This is a genomic window from Luteibacter jiangsuensis (assembly GCF_011742555.1).
Classification (GTDB): Bacteria; Pseudomonadota; Gammaproteobacteria; order Xanthomonadales; family Rhodanobacteraceae; genus Luteibacter; species Luteibacter jiangsuensis.
In genome coordinates, this window is the sequence record NZ_JAAQQR010000005.1 from 106,674 (window position 1) to 124,417 (window position 17,744).

Sequence of the window (17,744 nt, forward strand, 5' to 3'; positions counted from 1 at the left end):
GGCGCACCGGTTCAGACGAGTCGGTTTCGGAAGAGCCAGGCCGCGAGCGGCAAGGTGACGACCGCGATCGCGAGCAAGGGAAGGATGTCGCCGAGCACGGTGCCGAGCCCGGCGCCCTCGAGGTATACCCGGTGCACCATGTCGATGGCGTAGCGGGTCGGGTTGATCCTCGTCAGCCATTGCATCGGGACGGGCATGTTGGCGATGGGGGTGGTCATGCCGGACAGCAGCACCAACGGCATCATCAGCACGAACGTGTAGAGCATGGCCTGCTGCATGTTGGCGGCCATGGCCGAGATCGCCAGTCCGATACCCACGCAGGCCACCATGAAGATGCACAGGGCGACGTAGAGTTCGATGAGGGACCCCGCCAGAGGAATGCCGAACCAGTAGGTAGCGATCAGCAACACCAGACTGGCCTGCGTCAATCCGACGAGAATGGAGGGGATGGACTTGCCGATCATGATCTCCGCCGGTGTGCAAGGCGTGACCAGCAGCTGGTCGAACGTTCCCTGCTCGCGCTCGCGCGCCACGGAGAGTGCCGTGAGCATGAGGGTCTGCAACATGCTCAGCACGGCGATCATCGAGGTCATCATGAACCAGCGCGTCTCGAGGTTCGGGTTGTACCAGCTGCGCACGTCCAGCGTCAGGGGCATGCCCCCGCCGCCGTGTTCCGCGCGCCAGTCGGCGTTGAACCTCGCAACGATCTGGCCAAGGTATCCCGCGGCGGTGCCCGCCGTGACCGAATTGCGCGCGTCCAGGATGAGTTGCACCGGGGTCGCTTCGCCGGCGGCCAGCCGCTGCTCGAACCGCGGCGGGATGGCGACCACGAACAGGACGTCCCCCGCGTCCACAAGCGGCGCGATGTCGTGCTCGTTGCGCAAGGTGGCCACGCGGCGGAACACACCGGAGCTTTCGATCCTCGCCACCAGCCGTACGGCGGCCTGCCCGTGGTCGGCATCGAGCAGCGCATACGGCGCCTCGCGAAGATCCAGCGTCGCGGCATACCCGAACATCAGGGACTGCACCAGCACCGGTGCGAACAGCACGATCCGGCCGGCGGGGTCCTTGAGGATCACCTTGAGTTCCTTGCGGCAAAGGTTCGCCACGCGGAGCAGGAAGGCCAGCAGCGCGTTCATCCGACACGCTTCCGCGTCTTCGCGCGCGCGGCGGCCAGCAGCACCACCGCGTATCCGAGCAGGATGGCGCAGTTCTTGAGCACCATCGGCCAGAGATTGCCGGCGAGGAACAGGCTCTTCAGTGTCTGCAGGAAATAGGTGGCCGGCAGTGCGCGTCCGACACCTTGCACCACCAGCGGCATGTTGCGCAGGTCGTAGATGAACCCCGAAAGCATGAGTGCCGGCATGAAGCTCACGATGAGCGCCACCTGGCTGGCGGTGAACTGGTTCTTCGTCACGGCCGAGATCAGCAGTCCGATGCCCAGCGCCACGAAAAGATAGAACACCGACACCAGGAGAATCAGGAGCAGCGAGCCCTCGATCGGTACGCGGAAAAGGAAGCGGGCGGCCAGCAGGCACATCGCAAGGCCGATCAGGCCTACGCCGAAATACGGAATGATCTTGGCAAGAAGAATCTCGACAGGACGCACCGGTGTCACGAACAGGGCTTCCAACGTGCCACGTTCCCATTCGCGTGCCATGACGAGGGCCGTGAGGAACGCACCTACCAGCGTGGTGATGAGCACGACGAGGCCCGGCACGAGGAACCAGGTGCTCGTGTTCGCCTCGTTGAACCAGAGGCGCTGTTCGAGGCGGACCGAACCGATGGAATCCTCGCGCGTGCCCGCAGCCTGCAACGCCGACTGCACGTAGCCCTGCACGGTGCGCGCCGTGTTGGCATCGGCGCCGTGCAGGATCAGCTGTAGATGCGCGTCGCCAAGGGTGAGGCGCCGCGAGAAATCGGGTGGAATACGCAGGATGCCGTTGACCTCGCGGTCCAGCATCAGCCGCTCGGCCTGGGGCATGTCGTGCACCGGTCTGGGGTCGAGATACGGCGACAGGCGCATGCCAGCCACCAGATCGTTCGCCGCGGGCGAGGTGTCTTCCATCACCACGGCCAGCGGCGCGTTCTTCACGTCGAAGGAGAGGCCGTAGCCGAAGATCAGGATCAGCACCACCGGAAGCGCGATACCCATCATGAGGTTGCTGCGGTCTCGCAGAAGCTGCTTGACCTCCTTGCGCACCAGCGCCGCCAGCCGGCGCAGGAAGGCTCCCCGCCTGTCGGGCCCTGCCGCGTTCATGCGGCCGCCTGTCCGCTGCCGCGCTCGGCCTTGCGGTGTTGCTGCACGATGGCGATGAAGGCCTGCTCCATGTCCAGCTGGGCTTGCGGGCGTTCTCCGGCCTGCCGGCGGATGTCGGCCGGCGTGCCGAGAGCGAGCACTTTGCCTTCGTCCTGGATCACGACACGGTCGCAGTACTCGGCCTCTTCCATGAAATGCGTCGTGACCACGGCGGTGGTGCCGCCTTCGGCCAGCGCGGTGATCCGCCGCCAGAATTCGCGCCTGGCCAGCGGATCCGCGCCGCTCGTCGGCTCGTCCAGGAAGAGGATCTCGGGTTCGTGCAACAGGGCCGCCGCCATGGCCAAGCGCTGCCGGAATCCTCCCGGCAACTGGCCGGCAGGTGTCCGCGCCGCTGCGTCCAGGTCGAACTGCGCCTTTACCGACGCCATGCGATCGCGCAGCCGTGCGCCATGCAGACCGTACGCGCCGCCGAAAAAGGTGAGGTTCTCGTCCACCGAGAGGTTGCCGTACAGTGCGAACTTCTGCGACACGTAACCGATTTCCTGCCGCGCCCGCGCACGTGCCCGGCGCAAGTCGTAGCCCGCCACACGCAGGGAACCGGAACTGGCGGGAAGCAAGCCGCAGAGCATGCGGAATGTCGTGGTCTTGCCTGCCCCGTTCGGGCCCAGCAGGCCGAAGATTTCGCCACGGTCCACACTGAAGCTGGTGCGATCCACGGCGGTGAAGTCGCCGAAACGACGCACCAGGTCGGTCACTTCGATGACCTTGCCGTCGCCTTTTGGCGGGCGAGCCGTGGAGGTCCCCACCGCAGCCGCGGTGGCGAAGTCGCGATGCACCTTTGCACGCAATGCGAGCATGACACCGTCTTCCAGGCTCGGCTCGACAGCCGCCGCATCCTTTCCCGCCAGCGGTGCGGGAAGCGAGTCGTCGCGTGCGGTGGCCTCCTTCGTGCATACCACGCGTACCCTGCCCCCACGCGGTACGGCATCCACGATGCCGCAGTCGTCGAGCAACGCCGCCTGCACGTGGCGCGCTGCCTGTCCGGCCGGCGGCGTCACGGCGAAACACAGGCCGGCCGCAGTCCCGCGAATGGATTCCGGTGTGCCGGCAGCGAGGACGCGACCTTCGTGCAGGATCGTGACGCGGGCGCAACGAGCGGCCTCGTCCATGTACGACGTGCTCACCAGCACGCTCAGGTTCTCCTCGCGCACGAGCTGCTCGACGATGTCCCACAGCTCGCGGCGAGACAACGGGTCGACGCCCACCGTGGGCTCGTCGAGCAACAGGAGTTCCGGTGAACGGACCAGCGTGCAGGCCAGGCCGAGCTTCTGCTTCATGCCTCCCGAAAGCTTGCCGGCGGGCCTTGCGGTAAAGCGGCCGAGGTCGGTCATTTCCATCAGCCGCGTATACCTCGTCCGGCGCGCTTCGCGGCTCACGCCGTGCAGGTCGGCGTAGAGGTCGAGGTTCTCCTGCACGCTCAGGTCGTCGTAGAGGCCGAAGCGCTGCGGCATGTAGCTGATACGGTCCTGCACGGCCTGCGGATCGCGCGCGGGATCGATGCCCAGCACGATCATGGTTCCCGCGTCGGCGACCATGAGGCCGGCGGCAAGTCTCAGGAGTGTGGTCTTGCCTGCGCCGTCCGGCCCGACGAGCGCGCTGATCGCCCCCGTGCCCACCTCGATCGACACCTCGTCCAGCGCGAGCACTTCAGGGCTTCCCTTCGCAGCCGCGAAGGACTTGCCTATGCCGCGAGCGACGAGGGCGTCCGTGTCGCTCATGGCTTCGCGGCCACGCTGCCCGGCAAGACCACGGTCGCGGGCATGCCGAGTCGCAGGCGATCGTCGGGGTCGTCCACGTTCACGCGCACCTCGTAAACCAGGCTCGTGCGCAGGTCTTCCGTCTCGACATTCTTCGGAGTGAATTCCGCGACCGACGCGATATACCCGATGCGACCGTCGACGGGGCGATCGGGTGCACTGTCGGTCGTGACGCGCGCCGGTTGCCCGGGCTTGATCCGGCTGAGGTTCGCTTCCGACACATAGGCGCGCACCCACTTCGGGTGGATCACCGCAAGGGCATAGACGGGCCGTTGGGGCGACGCCATGTCGCCGGGTTCGAGCATGCGGCTGCGCACGACGGCATCGATGGGGGCTTTCAACTGCGCGTCCTCGAGCGCCTGTTTAGCCAGTGCACTTTCCGCCTGGGCGGCATCGCGCTGCGCTCGTGCCTGCGCGATGTCTTCCTCCCTCGCGCCGGCGACCGACAATTCGTGCGCCTTCCGGACGGCGTCCACCTTGGCGTCGGCCGCTTTTGCGTTGGCGGCGGCCTGGTCGAGTTCCTCGCGGCTCACCGCCCGGCCGCCCGTCCCCTGGCTGATCGCACGGAGCCGTTCGAGGGTCTGGCGAGCCACGCGTGCGTCGGCCTCGGCGGCACGCATGTTGGCGTCGGCCTGCGCGATTTCCTGGGGTCGGTTACCGGCCTGCAGGCGCCGCAATACCTCGTTCTGAACGGCCACCTGGGCCTGGGCCTGGGCGAGGCGCAGGCCCAGGCTCGTGGATTCCAGCGTGGCCAGCACTTGCCCGCGCGCCACGTGGTCGCCTTCCTCCACGCGCATCTCGGCGATGCGCTCGCTCACCTTGAACGCGAGGGATATCTGGCGGATGTCCACGTTTCCGTGCAGAACGATGGGCGAGTCCCCCCGCGGACGCAGCCACCACCACAGCCCCACTCCCGCGATGAGGATGAGCACGACGATGGCAACGACGACGGGCGGGCTGGGTCTGCGCATGATCGTGCTCGAAGCGACGGTGCATGCAGTTTAGGCCCGTCGGATGAAAAGAGCAGCCGCATGCAAGTCGCACCGGCACGCGGGTACTACAGTTGGCAACTCAATCGCCTCGGGAGAACCACCGTGGACCACTTCGACAAGGAACGGCGCCGTTTCGTGGGCGCCACCGCCCTTGGCGTCGCCATCGCGCACCTCGGCACCGCCGGCACGGCGGCGGCATACCCGGTGGAGGCCGCCCCTCGCGCCGGCCATCCCCAGGGTGCCACCTCGTTCGCGCGTACCGCATCCGTGAAGGCAGGCGTGCTCGAGGTCGGCTACGCGGAAGACGGTCCGGCGAACGGCACACCGGTGATTCTCCTGCATGGCTGGCCCTACGACATCCACAGCTATGTGGACGTGGCGCCCATCCTCGCGGCCAAGGGATACCGCGTGCTCGTGCCTTATCTGCGCGGCTACGGCAGCACGCGCTTCCTTTCGCCGGACACGCCGCGCAACGGCCAGCAGGCCGCGCTCGCATCGGACGTCGTGGCGTTCATGGATGCCTTGAAGATCGACAAGGCGATCGTCGCCGGTTTCGACTGGGGCGCGCGCACCGCGAACATCGTTGCGGCACTGTGGCCGGAACGCTGCAAGGCGATGGTGTCGGTCAGCGGTTACCTGATCGGCAGCCAGGCCTTGAACGAGGCTCCCCTGCCGCCGAAGGCCGAACTCTCCTGGTGGTACCAGTTCTACTTCGCCACCGACCGCGGCAAGGCGGGCTATGCGAAGTACACCCGCGACTTCGCCCGCCTCATCTGGGAGCAGGCCTCGCCCAAGTGGCGTTTCGATGACGCCACGTTCCAGCGCTCGGCGCAGGCCTTCGACAATCCGGACCACGTCGCCATCTCGATCGACAACTACCGCTGGCGCCTTGGTCTGGCGCATGGCGAGCGCAAATACGACGCGCTGGAAGCGAAGCTGGCGAAACAGCCGGACATCACGGTACCCACCATCACGATGGAGGGCGACGCCAATGGGGCACCGCATCCCGATCCCGCCAGCTACGCGAAGCGGTTCAAGGGTAAGTACGAACATCGCCTCGTGCCTGGCGGCATCGGCCACAACCTGCCGCAGGAGGCGCCGGAAGCCTTCGCCAAGGCCATCGTGGACGTCGACAGGTTCTGAGCCTGCGCCGTCCTTGCTACCATCGCTTCCTTTGCGCCGCCTTCGCGCGGCGCCCGGGAACCGACCGTGGCGCACTACCCAGGCCCCCTGCTGACACGCGACCTCGCCGACGCACTTTGCTCGGCCCGTGACACCGGCGCCGTCACGTGGAGCGGTTCGCTCGACCTCGGCCGGAGCATCGGCACGGCAACGATCGCCGCAGACCGCTGGGGCTGGCTCGAGCGCGACTACCCGTACCCCACGCGCCTGAAGGACCGGACCATCTACTACTGGGACGGCGAAGACTTCACGCCGGTCTCCCGCTTTTCCGGCTCCCTCATCAAGCTCGTGCCGACGCCGTGGGGCACACCCACCTTCGAGATCGACGGCATCAAGATGCTCCCGACCGCGAAGGAGTCGCCCCTGGACGATGCGCGGCGCAAGGTCGCGCTCGTCGAACCGCGGGGCAAGACGGTGCTCGACACCTGCGGCGGGCTCGGCTATTTCGCGGCGTGTTGCCTCGATGCCGGTGTCGGTCGCATCCGCTCGTTCGAGAAGAACGAGGACGTGCTCTGGCTACGCACGCTCAACCCGTGGTCGCCCGATCCGGCTGCAGCGTCGTCGGGTGGACGGCTCGAACTCACGCATGGCGACGTCTCGGCGGCCATCGGCAGTGTGGCCGAAGCATCGGTAGACGCGGTGCTGCACGACCCGCCGCGCTTCGGCATCGCGGGCGAGCTCTATTCGGGCGCCTTTTACGACCAGCTGGCGCGCGTACTGCGTCGGGGAGGCCGCCTCTTCCATTACACCGGCACTCCCAACAAGCTCACCAGCGGCAGGGACGTACCGCGCGAAGTGGCCCGCCGTCTGGACGCGGCCGGCTTCAAGGCCGAGCTTGCCCTGGACGGCGTGCTCGCTACGCGGCGCTGAAGGCGGCTCTCGACGTCAGCTCGGCTCCTTCTTCGTCCGGGTAGAGACCAACTGCATGAAGGCCTCCTGCTGGTAGCGGCTCATGCGCAGCTTCTGGCCGGTGTCCATCGTCACCACATGGTGGCCGTTGAACCAGGGATGGATCGACTGGACGCGGCGCACGTTGATGATCGCGGAACGGTGGACGCGGGCGAAACGGCGCGGATCGAGCCGTTCGGCCAGCGCCGTCATGGTTTCGCGCACCTCGTGCACGCGGTCGGCGAGATGGATCTCCACGATGTTCCGGTTGGCCTTGATCCAGACGATGTCGTCGACGTCGACGAAGGTCACGCGCTCGTCCACGCGCACGGGCAGGCGCTCGAGGTAGTCCTCGCGCCGACGCAACGCGTCCAGCACCTGCTTGATGGCGGGATCGCCCTGATTTCGGTTACCGCCGGCGCCCAGGCGGGCCTTTGCGCGGCGCAGGGTCTCCATGAAGCGGTCTCGACCGAACGGCTTCACCAGGTAGTCGACCGCATTGGCCTCGAACGCCCGCACGGCATACTGCTCGTATGCGGTGACGAACACGGTGGCCGGCATGCGTTCCGCACCGATGGCAGCCACGACGTCGAGCCCGGTCATCGCCGGCATCTGGATGTCGAGGAACACCAGATCCGGCGAGCGCTCGCGAATCGCCCTGACCGCCGACGCCCCGTCACCGTATTCGCCAGCCGGCTCGATGTCCGGATCTTCCCGCAGAAGACGAAGCACGGCGTGCCGTGCGATGGGCTCGTCGTCGACCACCAGCGTGACGATGCTCATGCGCTCGCGATCTCCGGGCCTTCGTCCGCATCCTCCGTCTCGCGGAACGGCAATTGGATGCGGCAGGCCACGCCTTGTGGCCAGAGCATGTCCAGGCGTACGTGGGCGGCATCCCCGTAGAGCTCGTGGAGTCGAAGCGCGGTGTTCGAAAGGCCGATGCCATGACCTCGTGTCGAGCCGCCTGCGCTCTCGTCCAGCACGCTGTTGCGATTGCGCACCTCGATGCAGAGATTGTCGCCTTCGCGACGGGCTTCTATCTCGATCTGGTCCGCTCCGACGCGCTCGCCGATGCCGTGCCGGATGGCGTTCTCCACGATCGGCTGCAGGATCAGGCTCGGCACCGCGCAGTCCAGCGTGGCAGGGTCGACATAGACGCGTGTCGTCAGACGGTCCTTGAAGCGCACGCCCTGGATGCCGAGATAAAGGTCGAGCAGCACGAGTTCGCGCCTCAGGCTGATCTCCTGGCCCTCGTAGTCCTCCAGGAAGGCGCGCAACAACTCGCTGAGGCGAAGCAGCATGTCCTCGGCCGTGAGCGCGTCTTCCCTGAGCAAGGTGGCGATCGCGTGCAGCGTGTTGAACAGGAAGTGCGGCTGCAACTGCGACTTCAACGCCTGCAGGCGGGAGCGCGCGAGTTCGGCCGCCAGTTGGTCCGCCTCGCGCTCGCGCCGTGTCTTCTCCTCGTGGAACGCCATGGCCTGCTGGATCGCGAACAGCGCCCAATAGGTGAGGAAACCCGTGGCGAAATGCTGGCCAACGAATTGTCTGATCTGCTCCAGCAGCGAACTGGGTTCGAACACCGTGGACACCGCGGCGCCCACCATCAAGGCGAGCATGGTGACGGCCACGCTCGCCAGCAGTTGCACCCCCAACCCACGGATGCGGAACTCGCCCTGGCGCGGATACAGCGCCGCCAGCCGGAACACCAACGGAGCCAGGGCGGCCCACGTGTACCACTGGATCATCGACCAGCGCAGATAGTCCCACGCATCCCACTCCTGGCCGGTGAGTTGCGCGTTGAGGTGGCGCTGGACGGCGAACACCACGGCGATGCCCGTCCACAGCGCGAGATAGCGCCTGAAACCGATCTCCGTCGTACCCAGACGAACCTTCATGACGTGTGTCCCATTGACCCTTGCGGGCATGGTAGGCGTACGCGCGGCGAGCGCAAAGCGAATCGTCGCCGCGCTACGAACCGTCCCGCCGAATCGACGATTCGTCCCGAGACGCTTCCCCGCGACACGTCCGTCCCGTTCCCATGGCGACGCCAACGCCACGGAGCACCCGCCATGTACGCAGCACGCATCGCCTTCCTCGCCCTGTCCGCCGTCGCCTCCCTGTCGCTCGCCCGGGCAGCCGAAGCCAACCGGGAGCCCACGAGAATGTTCACCCTGCTCAACACCTCCGACCACAGCGTGACCGCCGTCGCCGTGGGGAACACCGACGTCGCTCTTGGCGAGCCGTTGCAGGGCGGCACAGCCGCGGCCACCGTGCGTCTGCCGGAGGGCGGGTGCGTGCGCGATTTCCGGGTGACCTTCGCCGACGGCACCTCGCGCACCTATGCGGGCATCGACGTCTGTCGTTTCCACCGCCTGCGCCTGGGATCGTGGCCCCGATAAGTCGAGCTATCGTTGAAACGCCTTATTCCAACGTGTACAGGGGACGGTCGGGCGGCTTGTGTGCCACGCTCTCCCGCAGCGCCGCATAGGCCTCGGACGCCCAGAAGTCCTTCATGGAAGCGGGCCTGAGGTTTTCGACAGGCGCATTGACGCGGCCGGTGATCAGCATCGCCGTCATCGTTTGCAGTATCCGCATCTCCGGCAGCATGTCTTCCACGAAGAGGAACTGACCGGCCTGGTTCACTTCGAGGAAATGGAATTCCCCCTGTGCGTCGACCACCAGGTCGATGCAGCCGAATACGAGGCCCAGCGCGCCCATCAGGTCGCGGAGCTTCGTTTCCACAGCGGGCGGGAGCGCCAGGCGCTCGGCTCGGAACGAGGGGTCTCTACTGTGCCCACGCCAGTCCACGAACGCGCCATCGGCGCCCTTGCCGAGCCGCATCGCGAACAGGCGATCGCCGATCATCGTGACCCGGACGTCGTATCGTTTCTCGATGTAGCGCTGGTAGATGCCAGGGCACACGGCCATGGCCTCGGCGGGCAACTCGCTATCGGCATTCAGCAGCACCACGCCCACGGCGTGCATCCGGCCACTGTCCCGCTCTTCCCACTGGTGCACCAGGAAGCTCTTGAAGACCACCTGCCCCCAGCGCCGTATGAGTGCCGCGACGTCCGCCGCGTCGGTCGTCACGACCGTGTCGGGGAACGAAATACCCAGCCTGCGGCACGTGGCCAGTTGCACGAGCTTGTGTTCGGCGCGCTGCGCGGCCGCGAATGGATTGACCCAAAGTGCATCGCCATAGGCGCCCTGCACACCGAACAGGTTGCGTTGAAAGAGTTTCCATTCCCACGTCGCGAAGGCCCGGTCTTCCTCGGCGCAGTCGGGCACCGGGTCGTGCACGCGACGGTTCCAGACGGCGCTGACGCGAGCGCCGGACAGCAGCGAATCGTTGAATGTCTCGTGATCCTGCCCGATATGGAAACTGTAGTGCACGCCGCGCCCGGCGTGCAGCGATGGTATCCAGACGGGCTCGATACCTTGTTGCCGAATGGCCCAGGCGAGCGCGCAGGCGTGAGGGTCGTCCGGCGGCGCGAGGATCAGTGGTCGGCTCGGCATGTCGCTATCCCTTGACGAAGTGCGCCCCGCGATGCGGGGCGCGTCCTCCATCGACGTGTCAGCCGCCGATGATGCCCACTTCCGGCTCCGGCCTGTCCGGATCGGTGTAGATGGTCAGGAACAGTCCACCGCGATCGTCTTCGGCGACGGGCGTGACCTCGAAGGCACTGAGCCGCGCGAAAGCGCGAACTTTCATGGAAGCATCATGGGACTGTGAAGCGCTGTTCTTCATCGAAAGAACTCCTTGGTTGATCGCACGGAACGGATCGAAAGGAAAACGCCTTGCCCACGACGCCTGAGCGAAGGGGCTGTCCGATACTACGTGCCTGCGAGTCCATCCGGCCGATTTCCGCAGCCCTCCTGCCGGAAACGCGTACGATCCACCTCAGCGATGCGTCGTGCGCAGGGGTATGTCGCGCAGGCGCAGCGCCATCAGGAAGGCCACGACCACCAGCGCGGACGCCACGAAGTACACGGTGTGCATCGATGCGGCAAACGCGTGCACGTAACGCTGGTGAAGTGCGGCAGGCAGCGCCCTGACCGCGGCGGGACCGAACGAATGCGCCGTTTGCGCGCCTCCCGGCAGCACGTCGTGCAGGCGCGCCTGCAGGCTGATACTGAAGATGGCCCCGAACAGCGAGACACCGATGGAGCCGCCGATCGAGCGGAACAGGGTGACCCCCGATGTGGCAACGCCGAGGTGCTTCATCTCCACGCTGTTCTGCGTCGCCAGTACGAGCACCTGCATCACCATGCCGAGGCCGGCACCGAGCACGCCGGTATAGATGTAGAGAAGAAACACGGGATCGCCCTCGCCCACCGTCCCCAGCAGAACGAGCGCCGTGGCAGAAAGCGCGGTGCCCAGGATGGGAAAGACGCGATAGCGCCCCAACCGGCTGATCAGTCGTCCTACCACCACGGAGCTGACGATCACGCCGCCCATGAGCGGCAGCAACTGCATGCCTGCTTCTGTCGGCGATGCATTCTTCACCACCTGCATGTACAGCGGGATGAACGTGGTCGAGCCGAACAGCGCGGCACCGACGAAGAAGCCGATGAGGCTGCTCAGGAGGAAGATCCGATGCCGGAACAGGTGCAGCGGCATGATCGGTTCCGCGGCGACACGTTCGGCGCGCACGAAAGCAAGGATGGCCGCCACGGCTAGCGCAAGGATGAGCCAGAGTTTCGCGGAGTTCCAGGGCAGCTCCGTGCCGCCCTCCGTGGTGAAGACGATCAGGCCGCTGAGCGCCACGGTGAGCGAAGCCGCGCCCTTGTAGTCGATGGCGTGGCGCACAGGGCGCGCGTGCGGGCGGAACACCATCGCAATGATGGCGACGCAAAGCAGGCCGAGGGGCAGGTTCACGTAGAAGATCCAGCGCCACGAGAGGTGATCCACCATGAATCCGCCGAGCAGCGGACCGAGCACCGTGGCCAGCCCGTACACGCCGCCGAACAGACCCTGGTACCTGCCGCGTTCCGCGGGCGGAATCACGTCGCCGATGGATGCGATGGTAATCACCACGAGCCCGCCGCCACCCAGCCCCTGCAACGCCCGGGTGAGGATCAGTTGCACCATGTTCTGCGCCATGCCGCACAGCACGGACCCGACGAGGAAGATGGCAATGGCCACCTGCATCATCCGCTTGCGGCCGTAGAGATCTCCGAACTTGCCGTACAACGGGACCACCACGGTGGAACTCAGCAGGTACGCCGTGACCACCCAGGACAACTGGTTCAGGCCGCCGAGCTCGCCGACGATGGTCGGCAAGGCCGTGGAGACGATGGTGCCGTCCAGCGCAGCCAGGAGCATCACCAGCATCAGCGCGGTGAACAGCAGGCGCAGCGACTGTTTTGGCGGAGCCGCGGTCGCAGGTTCTTGCGTCGTTTCGGTCGTCAAGGCGGAACTCCCGGGCGATGGGAGCGGCGACTATACCCACGCCGGCGCCCGTTTCCTGCCCTGCCTTTTGCCATTGGAGAACCGCGGACCCCTTACGGTATAGTATCCACAACGGCGTAGAATTCCCTTTTTTCCCCGGAACGAGCGCCTTGGCCTTCCCCTATTCCCTCGTCATTTTCGATCTCGACGGCACCCTCGTCGATAGCGCCGCGGCCATCGCCGATGCGGTCAATCGCACCTTGCGCGACTGGAAGCTGCCGACGTACGACACGGCGGAAATCACCGGATGGATCGGCGAAGGGTCGCGCAAGCTCATCACGTCCGCCTTCCAGCACGCCGACAGCGACGCGAACATCGACGACGTGATGCCGGGCTTCCTCGAACACTATGCCGAGACCGCGCTCGACGGCCCCGCGTATGACGGCGTCGTCGAGACATTAGCCAGCCTCCACGGCCAAGGCGTGAAGCTTGCCGTCTGCACGAACAAGAACGAAGAGTTCGTACGCCCGCTGCTCGAGGTGCGCGGCATGCTCCGCTACTTCGACGGTATCGTCGGTGCGAACACCTTGCCGGAACGCAAGCCCAGCGGCGTTCCGCTGCGCTACCTGTCCACCCAGGCCAGGGTCGATATCGGACAGACCCTGGTGGTAGGCGATTCGGAAAGCGACGTGCTCGCCGCACGCGATGCCGGCATGGATTTCGTGCTGGTCAGCTATGGCTATCGCAAATCGCTGGACCTGCGCACCGCCGGCGCCATCGCGGTGATCGACCGCATGCCCGACCTCCTGCTGCTGGCGCAACGGGATCGGGCGAGGGGCGTCAGTTCGTCTTCGTAGCGGCGATGGATGCCTTGATGAGTGCCAGATCGTCCTCGATGCCGTAATCCGGCGGCGCGGAGTAGCCGAAGCGCACGATCACCAGATTCTGCGACGGCACGATGTAGATGCGTTGTCCCAGCGTGCCGCTCGCGTAGAAGCCGTCCTTGGGAAATCCGACCTTCACGCGCCACTTCGCTGGCCGACTGGGGCCGTCGTTGGTCCAGAAACCCGCACCGTAAGGCGCACCGAGCGTCGATGCGCGCGACCACGCCACCCAGCCTTCGGGGAGTAGCCGCGTCCCGTCGGGTGCGAGGCCGTCGCGAAGGTACAGCAGGCCGAAGCGGGCGAAGTCGCGGGCCGTGGTGTACACGTACGTGGAGCCGACGAACGTGCCGCGACCGTCGAACTCCATGGTGACGTCGCCCATCCCGAGCCGGTCGAAGAGTTCGCGGCGCGCGAATGCGCGCATGCCTGCCGCGCCCCCGCCCACCTCTTCTCCTACCCGCCGGGAGAGCAGCACGGTGTCCGCCGACGTGTACTCGAAAGTGCGGTTCGGCGCCTCCTTCGCGGGTTGTGCCGCCGCATAGGCGGCCATGTCGCCATGCAGGAATTCCATGCGCGCCACGGGGCTATACGCCGATTCGGCTTCTTCCGCCGCCAGGCCGCTGTGCATGCGCAGGAGATCCTCGATGGTGATTTTGCGCCTCGAGTCGCCGGGTGCCTGCCACTCCGGCGCCCCCAGCGGCTGGTCCGGGCGAATCTTTCCCTGCTTCGCCAGGATGCCGAGGAAGGCGTTGGTGAACGACTTGGCCACCGAGAAGCTGAGCAGAGGTGTGTGCAGGTCGAAACCGGCTGCATACTGCTCGGCGATCACGTGGCCATCCTTCACGATGACCACCGCCTTCACATGCTTCACGGGCTGCGCGGGCGACTCGGTGAACACGCGATCCAGGGCGGCCGCGATCGACGGCTCAGACGCAGCCACGGGACCGGCGGGAGCGAAACCATCCTCCGCCGCGGCATGCTTCGTCGTGTCCGCCGCTACCGGGACATTGCCCGGCAAGGCAAGCCTGCACCCGTAGCCTGGCGTGAAGTCCGCCCGGGCAAGCGTGCTTCCCAACGGACCGGACACCTCCACGCTCCGCGTGTCGCGCAACACGTGCGGGCTGAGCAGCCTGCCGACGGTTTCACCCAGCACCGGCACGACGAGCTGGTCGTACGTTTCCTTCGGGTCCTGCCCGCTGATGTAGGTCATGGAGCAGACGTGGTGCGCCGCGACGCCGGCGGCGACGCGGATCGCCTGATCCGGTCGCCACACCAGCCAGGCCGCGACGCTCAGCGCAACCGCCGTGCCCGCGACGATATAGGTTTTCTTTGCCATGGGTTTCCTCCGTTGGTGGGAGGAGTCTGCGCGGCGGGCAGCGCCGGCAGTGGCACGCCAGGGACGAATCCCCCTGCGGCGGGGACGAGTTCCATGCCGCAAGGGAGGTCATGCCCCCTCGCCTCAGAGCGAAAGGCCCGGCGGCAGATTTTCCAGGTAGCGCCGCGTCCAGGTGACCCGTCCGCCATCGGCCAGGAGCAGGCGTTGCTCGCCGTCGGGCCAGGGCTGCACCTGGCGGATCGCATCCAGGCGCACGATAGTGGAACGGTTCACCCGGACGAAGGCGGACGGATTCAGGCGGCCCTGCATGCTGTCCAGCGTGCCGCGCAGCCGGTGCGCCGTGCCGTCGACGAACACGTCGAGATAGTTGCGGCTGGCGACGACGCGATCGATCCGTTCGACGCGGACCAGTTCGGCGGCATCGCCGCTCGGAAGCAGCAGGCGATCCAGGTAGCGCACGGGCACGGGCGCGCCATCGAGAAGTCCTTCCACGCGGCCCGAGATGTCGATCGAGGGTTTCACGTTACCCAGCAACCGGGCAGCCGCCCTGGCGAAGCGCTCGGGCCCCACCGGCTTCAGCAGGTAGTCGAAGGCATGGACTTCGAAGGCGCGCACGGCGTGCTCGTCGTGGGCCGTGACGAAGACGATCTCCGCGGGCAAGGGATCGCCCAGCGCCTGCAGGACGGCGAAACCGTCCATGCCGGGCATGGTGATGTCGAGGAACATCACGTCGGGACGCTCGCGGCGAACGAGCTCGACGGCGGACGGGCCGTCGGCCGCTTCACCGACCCACAACAGCCCTTCGCTGGCCGCCAGGTAACGGCGCAGCTTGGCCCGCGCCGGTGCCTCGTCGTCGATGACCACCGCACGCAAGGTCATGCGGCCCACCGCCGTGCGGGCAGCCACACGGTGACGACACTGCCGCCTTCGGCGACCGGGTCGAGCCTCACCCCGGCCTCGTCCCCGTACAGGTGGCGAAGCCGCGCATGCACGTTCCCCAGGCCGATGCCGTGTCCGCCATGGGTGGACGGGCCACCGCCATAGTCACGGATGCGGACCATGAGCTGTCCGGCCTGCCGCGATGCGTCGATGAGGACACGGCGTTCGACACCCGCGCCCCCGTGTTCGATGGCGTTCTCCACGAGCGGCTGGAGGAGCAGAAAGGGAATGCGCAACTCGTCCAGCGCGGGGTCGTTTTCCACCCGGGCATCCAGACCCTCGCCGAAACGCACGCGTTGTATGTCCATGTACAGCGCCACCAATCGCCACTCGTCGGCCAGACGGTGCTCCTGCGCCGTGGCGGACAGCGTGGCGCGCAGCAGCTCGCCGATGCGCGACAGCATCTCGTCAGCCACCCGGGGCCGCTCGTACATCAGTTCGGAGACCGCATTCAGCGTGTTGAACAGGAAGTGCGGATTCAGTTGCAGGCGCAGTGCTTCCAGCCTGGCTTCGGACAGCGCCGACTCCAGCTGGGCCGCGCGCAACTCGCGCGCCTGGCCCTCGCGATAACGGTCGAACAGCCAGAGGCCCGTCACGATCACGGCATAGAAGAAAAGCTGGGTCGGCACCTCCATCAGGTACCGCCACACCGCGACGCCATAGGCGAAGCCCGGCATGCCCATGGCGCCGAACAGGAGCCGGCGCAACCCGATCATCAGCGTGGTCTGCACCACCGAGAGGATGGAGAACAACAAGGCGTGGGTGTACCAGGTCCAGCGAACCCGGCGCAGCACGAGAAAGAGGAGTGGAAGCAAGGCACCGAAACTCACGGCGCCGGTCAGTTCCTCCACGAGCTTCGGAAGGAACACCGTGGGCTCGCGATTGGCCACGTCGACGAGGTAGCGGTTGGCGGCCCGGAGCAGGCCGATCGCCAGGATGAGAAGCACCCCATACCCATAGGCACGCCGGCGCCAGCCGCGCCCCCTCAGGCCGTCCTCGTTCGCACTGTCCATGTCGTCCCCCCGGACGATGCTGTCCCCGCCGGCTCTTATACCAGAGCCGGCGGGGACATCGGATCACGCGGTGCGGCGCGGCAGTACCCAGTCGGGCCGAATGAAATGGCAGGTGTAGCCGTTCGGGTACTTCTCCAGGTAGTCCTGGTGCTCCGGCTCCGCCTCCCAGAACGGGCCCGCCGGCGCGATCTCCGTCACCACCTTCCCGGGCCACAGACCCGACGCGTTCACATCGGCCACCGTGTCCTCGGCCACGGCCTTCTGCTCGTCGTCGAGGTAGAAGATGGCCGACCGGTAGCTCGTGCCCAGGTCGTTGCCTTGCCGGTTCAGCGTGGTCGGGTCGTGGATCTGGAAGAAGAACTCCAGCACCTTGCGGTAGCTGAGCTTCGCCGGATCGAACTCGATCTCGATGGCCTCGGCATGGGTGCCGTGGTTGCGATAGGTGGCGTTGGGCACATCGCCGCCCGTGTAGCCCACCCGCGTGGCGACCACGCCGGGCTGCTTGCGGATCAGGTCCTGCATGCCCCAGAAACAGCCGCCGGCAAGGATGGCGCGCGAGGTCGTCATGCCGCACCTCCCTGCCCGTTGGCGAACAGGCTGGCGTACTGGCCGTAGCCTTCCTTCTCGAGGTCAGCCACGGGAATGAAGCGCAGCGACGCCGAGTTGATGCAGTAGCGCAGGCCGCCGCGATCGCGCGGGCCGTCCGGGAAGACGTGGCCCAGGTGGCTGTCGGCATGCCTGGACCGCACCTCGGTGCGGATCATGCCGTGGCTCTTGTCCACGTTTTCCTCGACGTGCTCCTTCTCCAGCGGCTGCGTGAAGCTCGGCCAGCCGCAACCGCTGTCGAACTTGTCCAGCGACGAGAACAGCGGCTCGCCGGACACGATATCGACATAGATGCCGGGCTCGTGGCTGTCGTGGAACGCGTTATGGAAGGGACGCTCGGTGGCGCTCTCCTGCGTGACCCGGTACTGCTCCGGGGTGAGCCTGGCGAGGGCTTCGGGCGTCTTGCGGTAGTCGGACATGGAGGGCTCCTGGTAG

18 protein-coding genes are annotated in these 17,744 nt (G+C 66.6%); 4 read left to right on the forward strand and 14 right to left on the reverse strand.

Features of this window, described 5'->3' with window-relative positions; translation table 11 throughout:
- Window positions 1-11: 11 nt before the first annotated feature.
- From HBF26_RS12495 to HBF26_RS12510, 4 genes are read right to left on the reverse strand one after another with little or no spacing between them, the layout of a single operon-like run.
- Entirely contained in the window at window positions 12-1,139 is a 1,128-nt protein-coding gene (locus HBF26_RS12495; RefSeq protein WP_193569891.1) for an ABC transporter permease, read from the reverse strand.
- The gene (locus tag HBF26_RS12500) at window positions 1,136-2,260 is read right to left on the reverse strand and encodes an ABC transporter permease (protein ID WP_167126856.1); all 1,125 of its coding nucleotides are present in this window, start codon (window positions 2,258-2,260) and stop codon (window positions 1,136-1,138) included. The genes HBF26_RS12495 and HBF26_RS12500 overlap by 4 nt, the downstream gene beginning before the upstream one ends.
- Window positions 2,257-4,038: an ATP-binding cassette domain-containing protein gene (locus HBF26_RS12505; RefSeq protein WP_167126859.1), complete on the reverse strand. Its 1,782-nt coding sequence runs from the start codon at window positions 4,036-4,038 to the stop codon at window positions 2,257-2,259. The genes HBF26_RS12500 and HBF26_RS12505 overlap by 4 nt, the downstream gene beginning before the upstream one ends.
- A complete protein-coding gene (locus HBF26_RS12510; protein ID WP_167126862.1) occupies window positions 4,035-5,048 on the reverse strand; it encodes an HlyD family secretion protein in 1,014 nt (337 codons plus the stop codon). The genes HBF26_RS12505 and HBF26_RS12510 overlap by 4 nt, the downstream gene beginning before the upstream one ends.
- Before the next feature lie 60 nt (window positions 5,049-5,108).
- Between HBF26_RS12510 and HBF26_RS12515 the strand changes: the two genes are divergently transcribed.
- Both HBF26_RS12515 and HBF26_RS12520 read left to right on the forward strand, forming a co-directional pair.
- Window positions 5,109-6,212, forward strand: a complete 1,104-nt coding sequence (locus HBF26_RS12515) for an alpha/beta fold hydrolase (RefSeq protein ID WP_167126865.1) — start codon at window positions 5,109-5,111, stop codon at window positions 6,210-6,212.
- A 66-nt stretch (window positions 6,213-6,278) separates the two neighbouring features.
- Window positions 6,279-7,121, forward strand: a complete 843-nt coding sequence (locus HBF26_RS12520) for an SAM-dependent methyltransferase (protein WP_167126868.1) — start codon at window positions 6,279-6,281, stop codon at window positions 7,119-7,121.
- A gap of 15 nt (window positions 7,122-7,136) precedes the next feature.
- Here the strand turns inward: HBF26_RS12520 and HBF26_RS12525 are convergent, their stop codons facing one another.
- Together HBF26_RS12525 and HBF26_RS12530 are read right to left on the reverse strand one after the other, a co-directional pair.
- Window positions 7,137-7,922: a LytR/AlgR family response regulator transcription factor gene (locus tag HBF26_RS12525; RefSeq protein ID WP_167126871.1), complete on the reverse strand. Its 786-nt coding sequence runs from the start codon at window positions 7,920-7,922 to the stop codon at window positions 7,137-7,139.
- Window positions 7,919-9,034: a sensor histidine kinase gene (locus tag HBF26_RS12530; RefSeq protein ID WP_167126874.1), complete on the reverse strand. Its 1,116-nt coding sequence runs from the start codon at window positions 9,032-9,034 to the stop codon at window positions 7,919-7,921. Before HBF26_RS12530 ends, HBF26_RS12525 begins: the two co-directional genes overlap by 4 nt.
- Window positions 9,035-9,208: 174 nt before the next feature.
- Here HBF26_RS12530 and HBF26_RS12535 point away from each other — a divergent pair, with 174 nt between their 5' ends.
- Window positions 9,209-9,538 carry a hypothetical protein gene (locus HBF26_RS12535; RefSeq protein ID WP_167126877.1) on the forward strand — a complete coding sequence of 110 codons (330 nt, stop codon included), beginning with the start codon at window positions 9,209-9,211 and terminating at the stop codon, window positions 9,536-9,538.
- A gap of 22 nt (window positions 9,539-9,560) precedes the next feature.
- On the opposite strand, the gene HBF26_RS12540 is transcribed toward HBF26_RS12535, so the two are convergent.
- From HBF26_RS12540 to HBF26_RS12550, 3 genes are all read right to left on the reverse strand, one after another.
- Window positions 9,561-10,655 (reverse strand): ATP-grasp domain-containing protein, encoded by a 1,095-nt coding sequence (locus tag HBF26_RS12540; RefSeq protein WP_167126880.1) that lies wholly within the window; start codon window positions 10,653-10,655, stop codon window positions 9,561-9,563.
- A 58-nt stretch (window positions 10,656-10,713) separates the two neighbouring features.
- On the reverse strand, window positions 10,714-10,851 hold the full coding sequence (locus HBF26_RS12545) for a hypothetical protein (RefSeq protein WP_167126883.1): 138 nt from the start codon (window positions 10,849-10,851) through the stop codon (window positions 10,714-10,716).
- A 189-nt stretch (window positions 10,852-11,040) separates the two neighbouring features.
- Window positions 11,041-12,552, reverse strand: a complete 1,512-nt coding sequence (locus tag HBF26_RS12550) for an MDR family MFS transporter (RefSeq protein WP_205287634.1) — start codon at window positions 12,550-12,552, stop codon at window positions 11,041-11,043.
- Between the two features lie 149 nt (window positions 12,553-12,701).
- On the opposite strand from HBF26_RS12550, the gene HBF26_RS12555 reads away from it, so the two are divergent.
- Window positions 12,702-13,388, forward strand: a complete 687-nt coding sequence (locus HBF26_RS12555; protein WP_167126885.1) for an HAD-IA family hydrolase — start codon at window positions 12,702-12,704, stop codon at window positions 13,386-13,388.
- Here HBF26_RS12555 and HBF26_RS12560 read toward each other — a convergent pair.
- The 5 genes from HBF26_RS12560 to msrB form a co-directional block, all read right to left on the reverse strand.
- Window positions 13,372-14,751 carry a serine hydrolase domain-containing protein gene (locus tag HBF26_RS12560; protein WP_167126887.1) on the reverse strand — a complete coding sequence of 460 codons (1,380 nt, stop codon included), beginning with the start codon at window positions 14,749-14,751 and terminating at the stop codon, window positions 13,372-13,374. The two genes, HBF26_RS12555 and HBF26_RS12560, sit on opposite strands and share 17 nt — an antisense overlap.
- Before the next feature lie 123 nt (window positions 14,752-14,874).
- A complete protein-coding gene (locus HBF26_RS12565; protein ID WP_167126890.1) occupies window positions 14,875-15,630 on the reverse strand; it encodes a LytR/AlgR family response regulator transcription factor in 756 nt (251 codons plus the stop codon).
- The gene (locus HBF26_RS12570; protein ID WP_167126893.1) at window positions 15,627-16,703 is read right to left on the reverse strand and encodes a sensor histidine kinase; all 1,077 of its coding nucleotides are present in this window, start codon (window positions 16,701-16,703) and stop codon (window positions 15,627-15,629) included. The genes HBF26_RS12565 and HBF26_RS12570 overlap by 4 nt, the downstream gene beginning before the upstream one ends.
- A 63-nt stretch (window positions 16,704-16,766) precedes the next feature.
- The gene (gene msrA / locus HBF26_RS12575; RefSeq protein ID WP_167126896.1) at window positions 16,767-17,270 is read right to left on the reverse strand and encodes a peptide-methionine (S)-S-oxide reductase MsrA; all 504 of its coding nucleotides are present in this window, start codon (window positions 17,268-17,270) and stop codon (window positions 16,767-16,769) included.
- Window positions 17,267-17,728 carry a peptide-methionine (R)-S-oxide reductase MsrB gene (msrB, locus tag HBF26_RS12580; RefSeq protein ID WP_167024603.1) on the reverse strand — a complete coding sequence of 154 codons (462 nt, stop codon included), beginning with the start codon at window positions 17,726-17,728 and terminating at the stop codon, window positions 17,267-17,269. Before msrB ends, msrA begins: the two co-directional genes overlap by 4 nt.
- Between the last annotated feature and the right edge of the window lie 16 nt (window positions 17,729-17,744).

Excerpts from the sequence above, each read along its gene's own strand:
- HBF26_RS12495 (WP_193569891.1), bottom strand. The coding sequence starts at position 1,139 with ATGAACGCGCTGCTGGCCTTCCTGCTCCGCGTGGCGAACCTTTGCCGC.
- HBF26_RS12500 (WP_167126856.1), bottom strand. The coding sequence starts at position 2,260 with ATGAACGCGGCAGGGCCCGACAGGCGGGGAGCCTTCCTGCGCCGGCTG.
- HBF26_RS12505 (WP_167126859.1), bottom strand. The coding sequence starts at position 4,038 with ATGAGCGACACGGACGCCCTCGTCGCTCGCGGCATAGGCAAGTCCTTC.
- HBF26_RS12510 (WP_167126862.1), bottom strand. The coding sequence starts at position 5,048 with ATGCGCAGACCCAGCCCGCCCGTCGTCGTTGCCATCGTCGTGCTCATC.
- HBF26_RS12515 (WP_167126865.1), top strand. The coding sequence starts at position 5,109 with ATGCAAGTCGCACCGGCACGCGGGTACTACAGTTGGCAACTCAATCGC.
- HBF26_RS12525 (WP_167126871.1), bottom strand. The coding sequence starts at position 7,922 with ATGAGCATCGTCACGCTGGTGGTCGACGACGAGCCCATCGCACGGCAC.
- HBF26_RS12530 (WP_167126874.1), bottom strand. The coding sequence starts at position 9,034 with ATGAAGGTTCGTCTGGGTACGACGGAGATCGGTTTCAGGCGCTATCTC.
- HBF26_RS12535 (WP_167126877.1), top strand. The coding sequence starts at position 9,209 with ATGTACGCAGCACGCATCGCCTTCCTCGCCCTGTCCGCCGTCGCCTCC.
- HBF26_RS12540 (WP_167126880.1), bottom strand. The coding sequence starts at position 10,655 with ATGCCGAGCCGACCACTGATCCTCGCGCCGCCGGACGACCCTCACGCC.
- HBF26_RS12545 (WP_167126883.1), bottom strand. The coding sequence starts at position 10,851 with ATGAAAGTTCGCGCTTTCGCGCGGCTCAGTGCCTTCGAGGTCACGCCC.
- HBF26_RS12560 (WP_167126887.1), bottom strand. The coding sequence starts at position 14,751 with ATGGCAAAGAAAACCTATATCGTCGCGGGCACGGCGGTTGCGCTGAGC.
- HBF26_RS12565 (WP_167126890.1), bottom strand. The coding sequence starts at position 15,630 with ATGACCTTGCGTGCGGTGGTCATCGACGACGAGGCACCGGCGCGGGCC.
- HBF26_RS12570 (WP_167126893.1), bottom strand. The coding sequence starts at position 16,703 with ATGGACAGTGCGAACGAGGACGGCCTGAGGGGGCGCGGCTGGCGCCGG.
- msrA (WP_167126896.1), bottom strand. The coding sequence starts at position 17,270 with ATGACGACCTCGCGCGCCATCCTTGCCGGCGGCTGTTTCTGGGGCATG.
- msrB (WP_167024603.1), bottom strand. The coding sequence starts at position 17,728 with ATGTCCGACTACCGCAAGACGCCCGAAGCCCTCGCCAGGCTCACCCCG.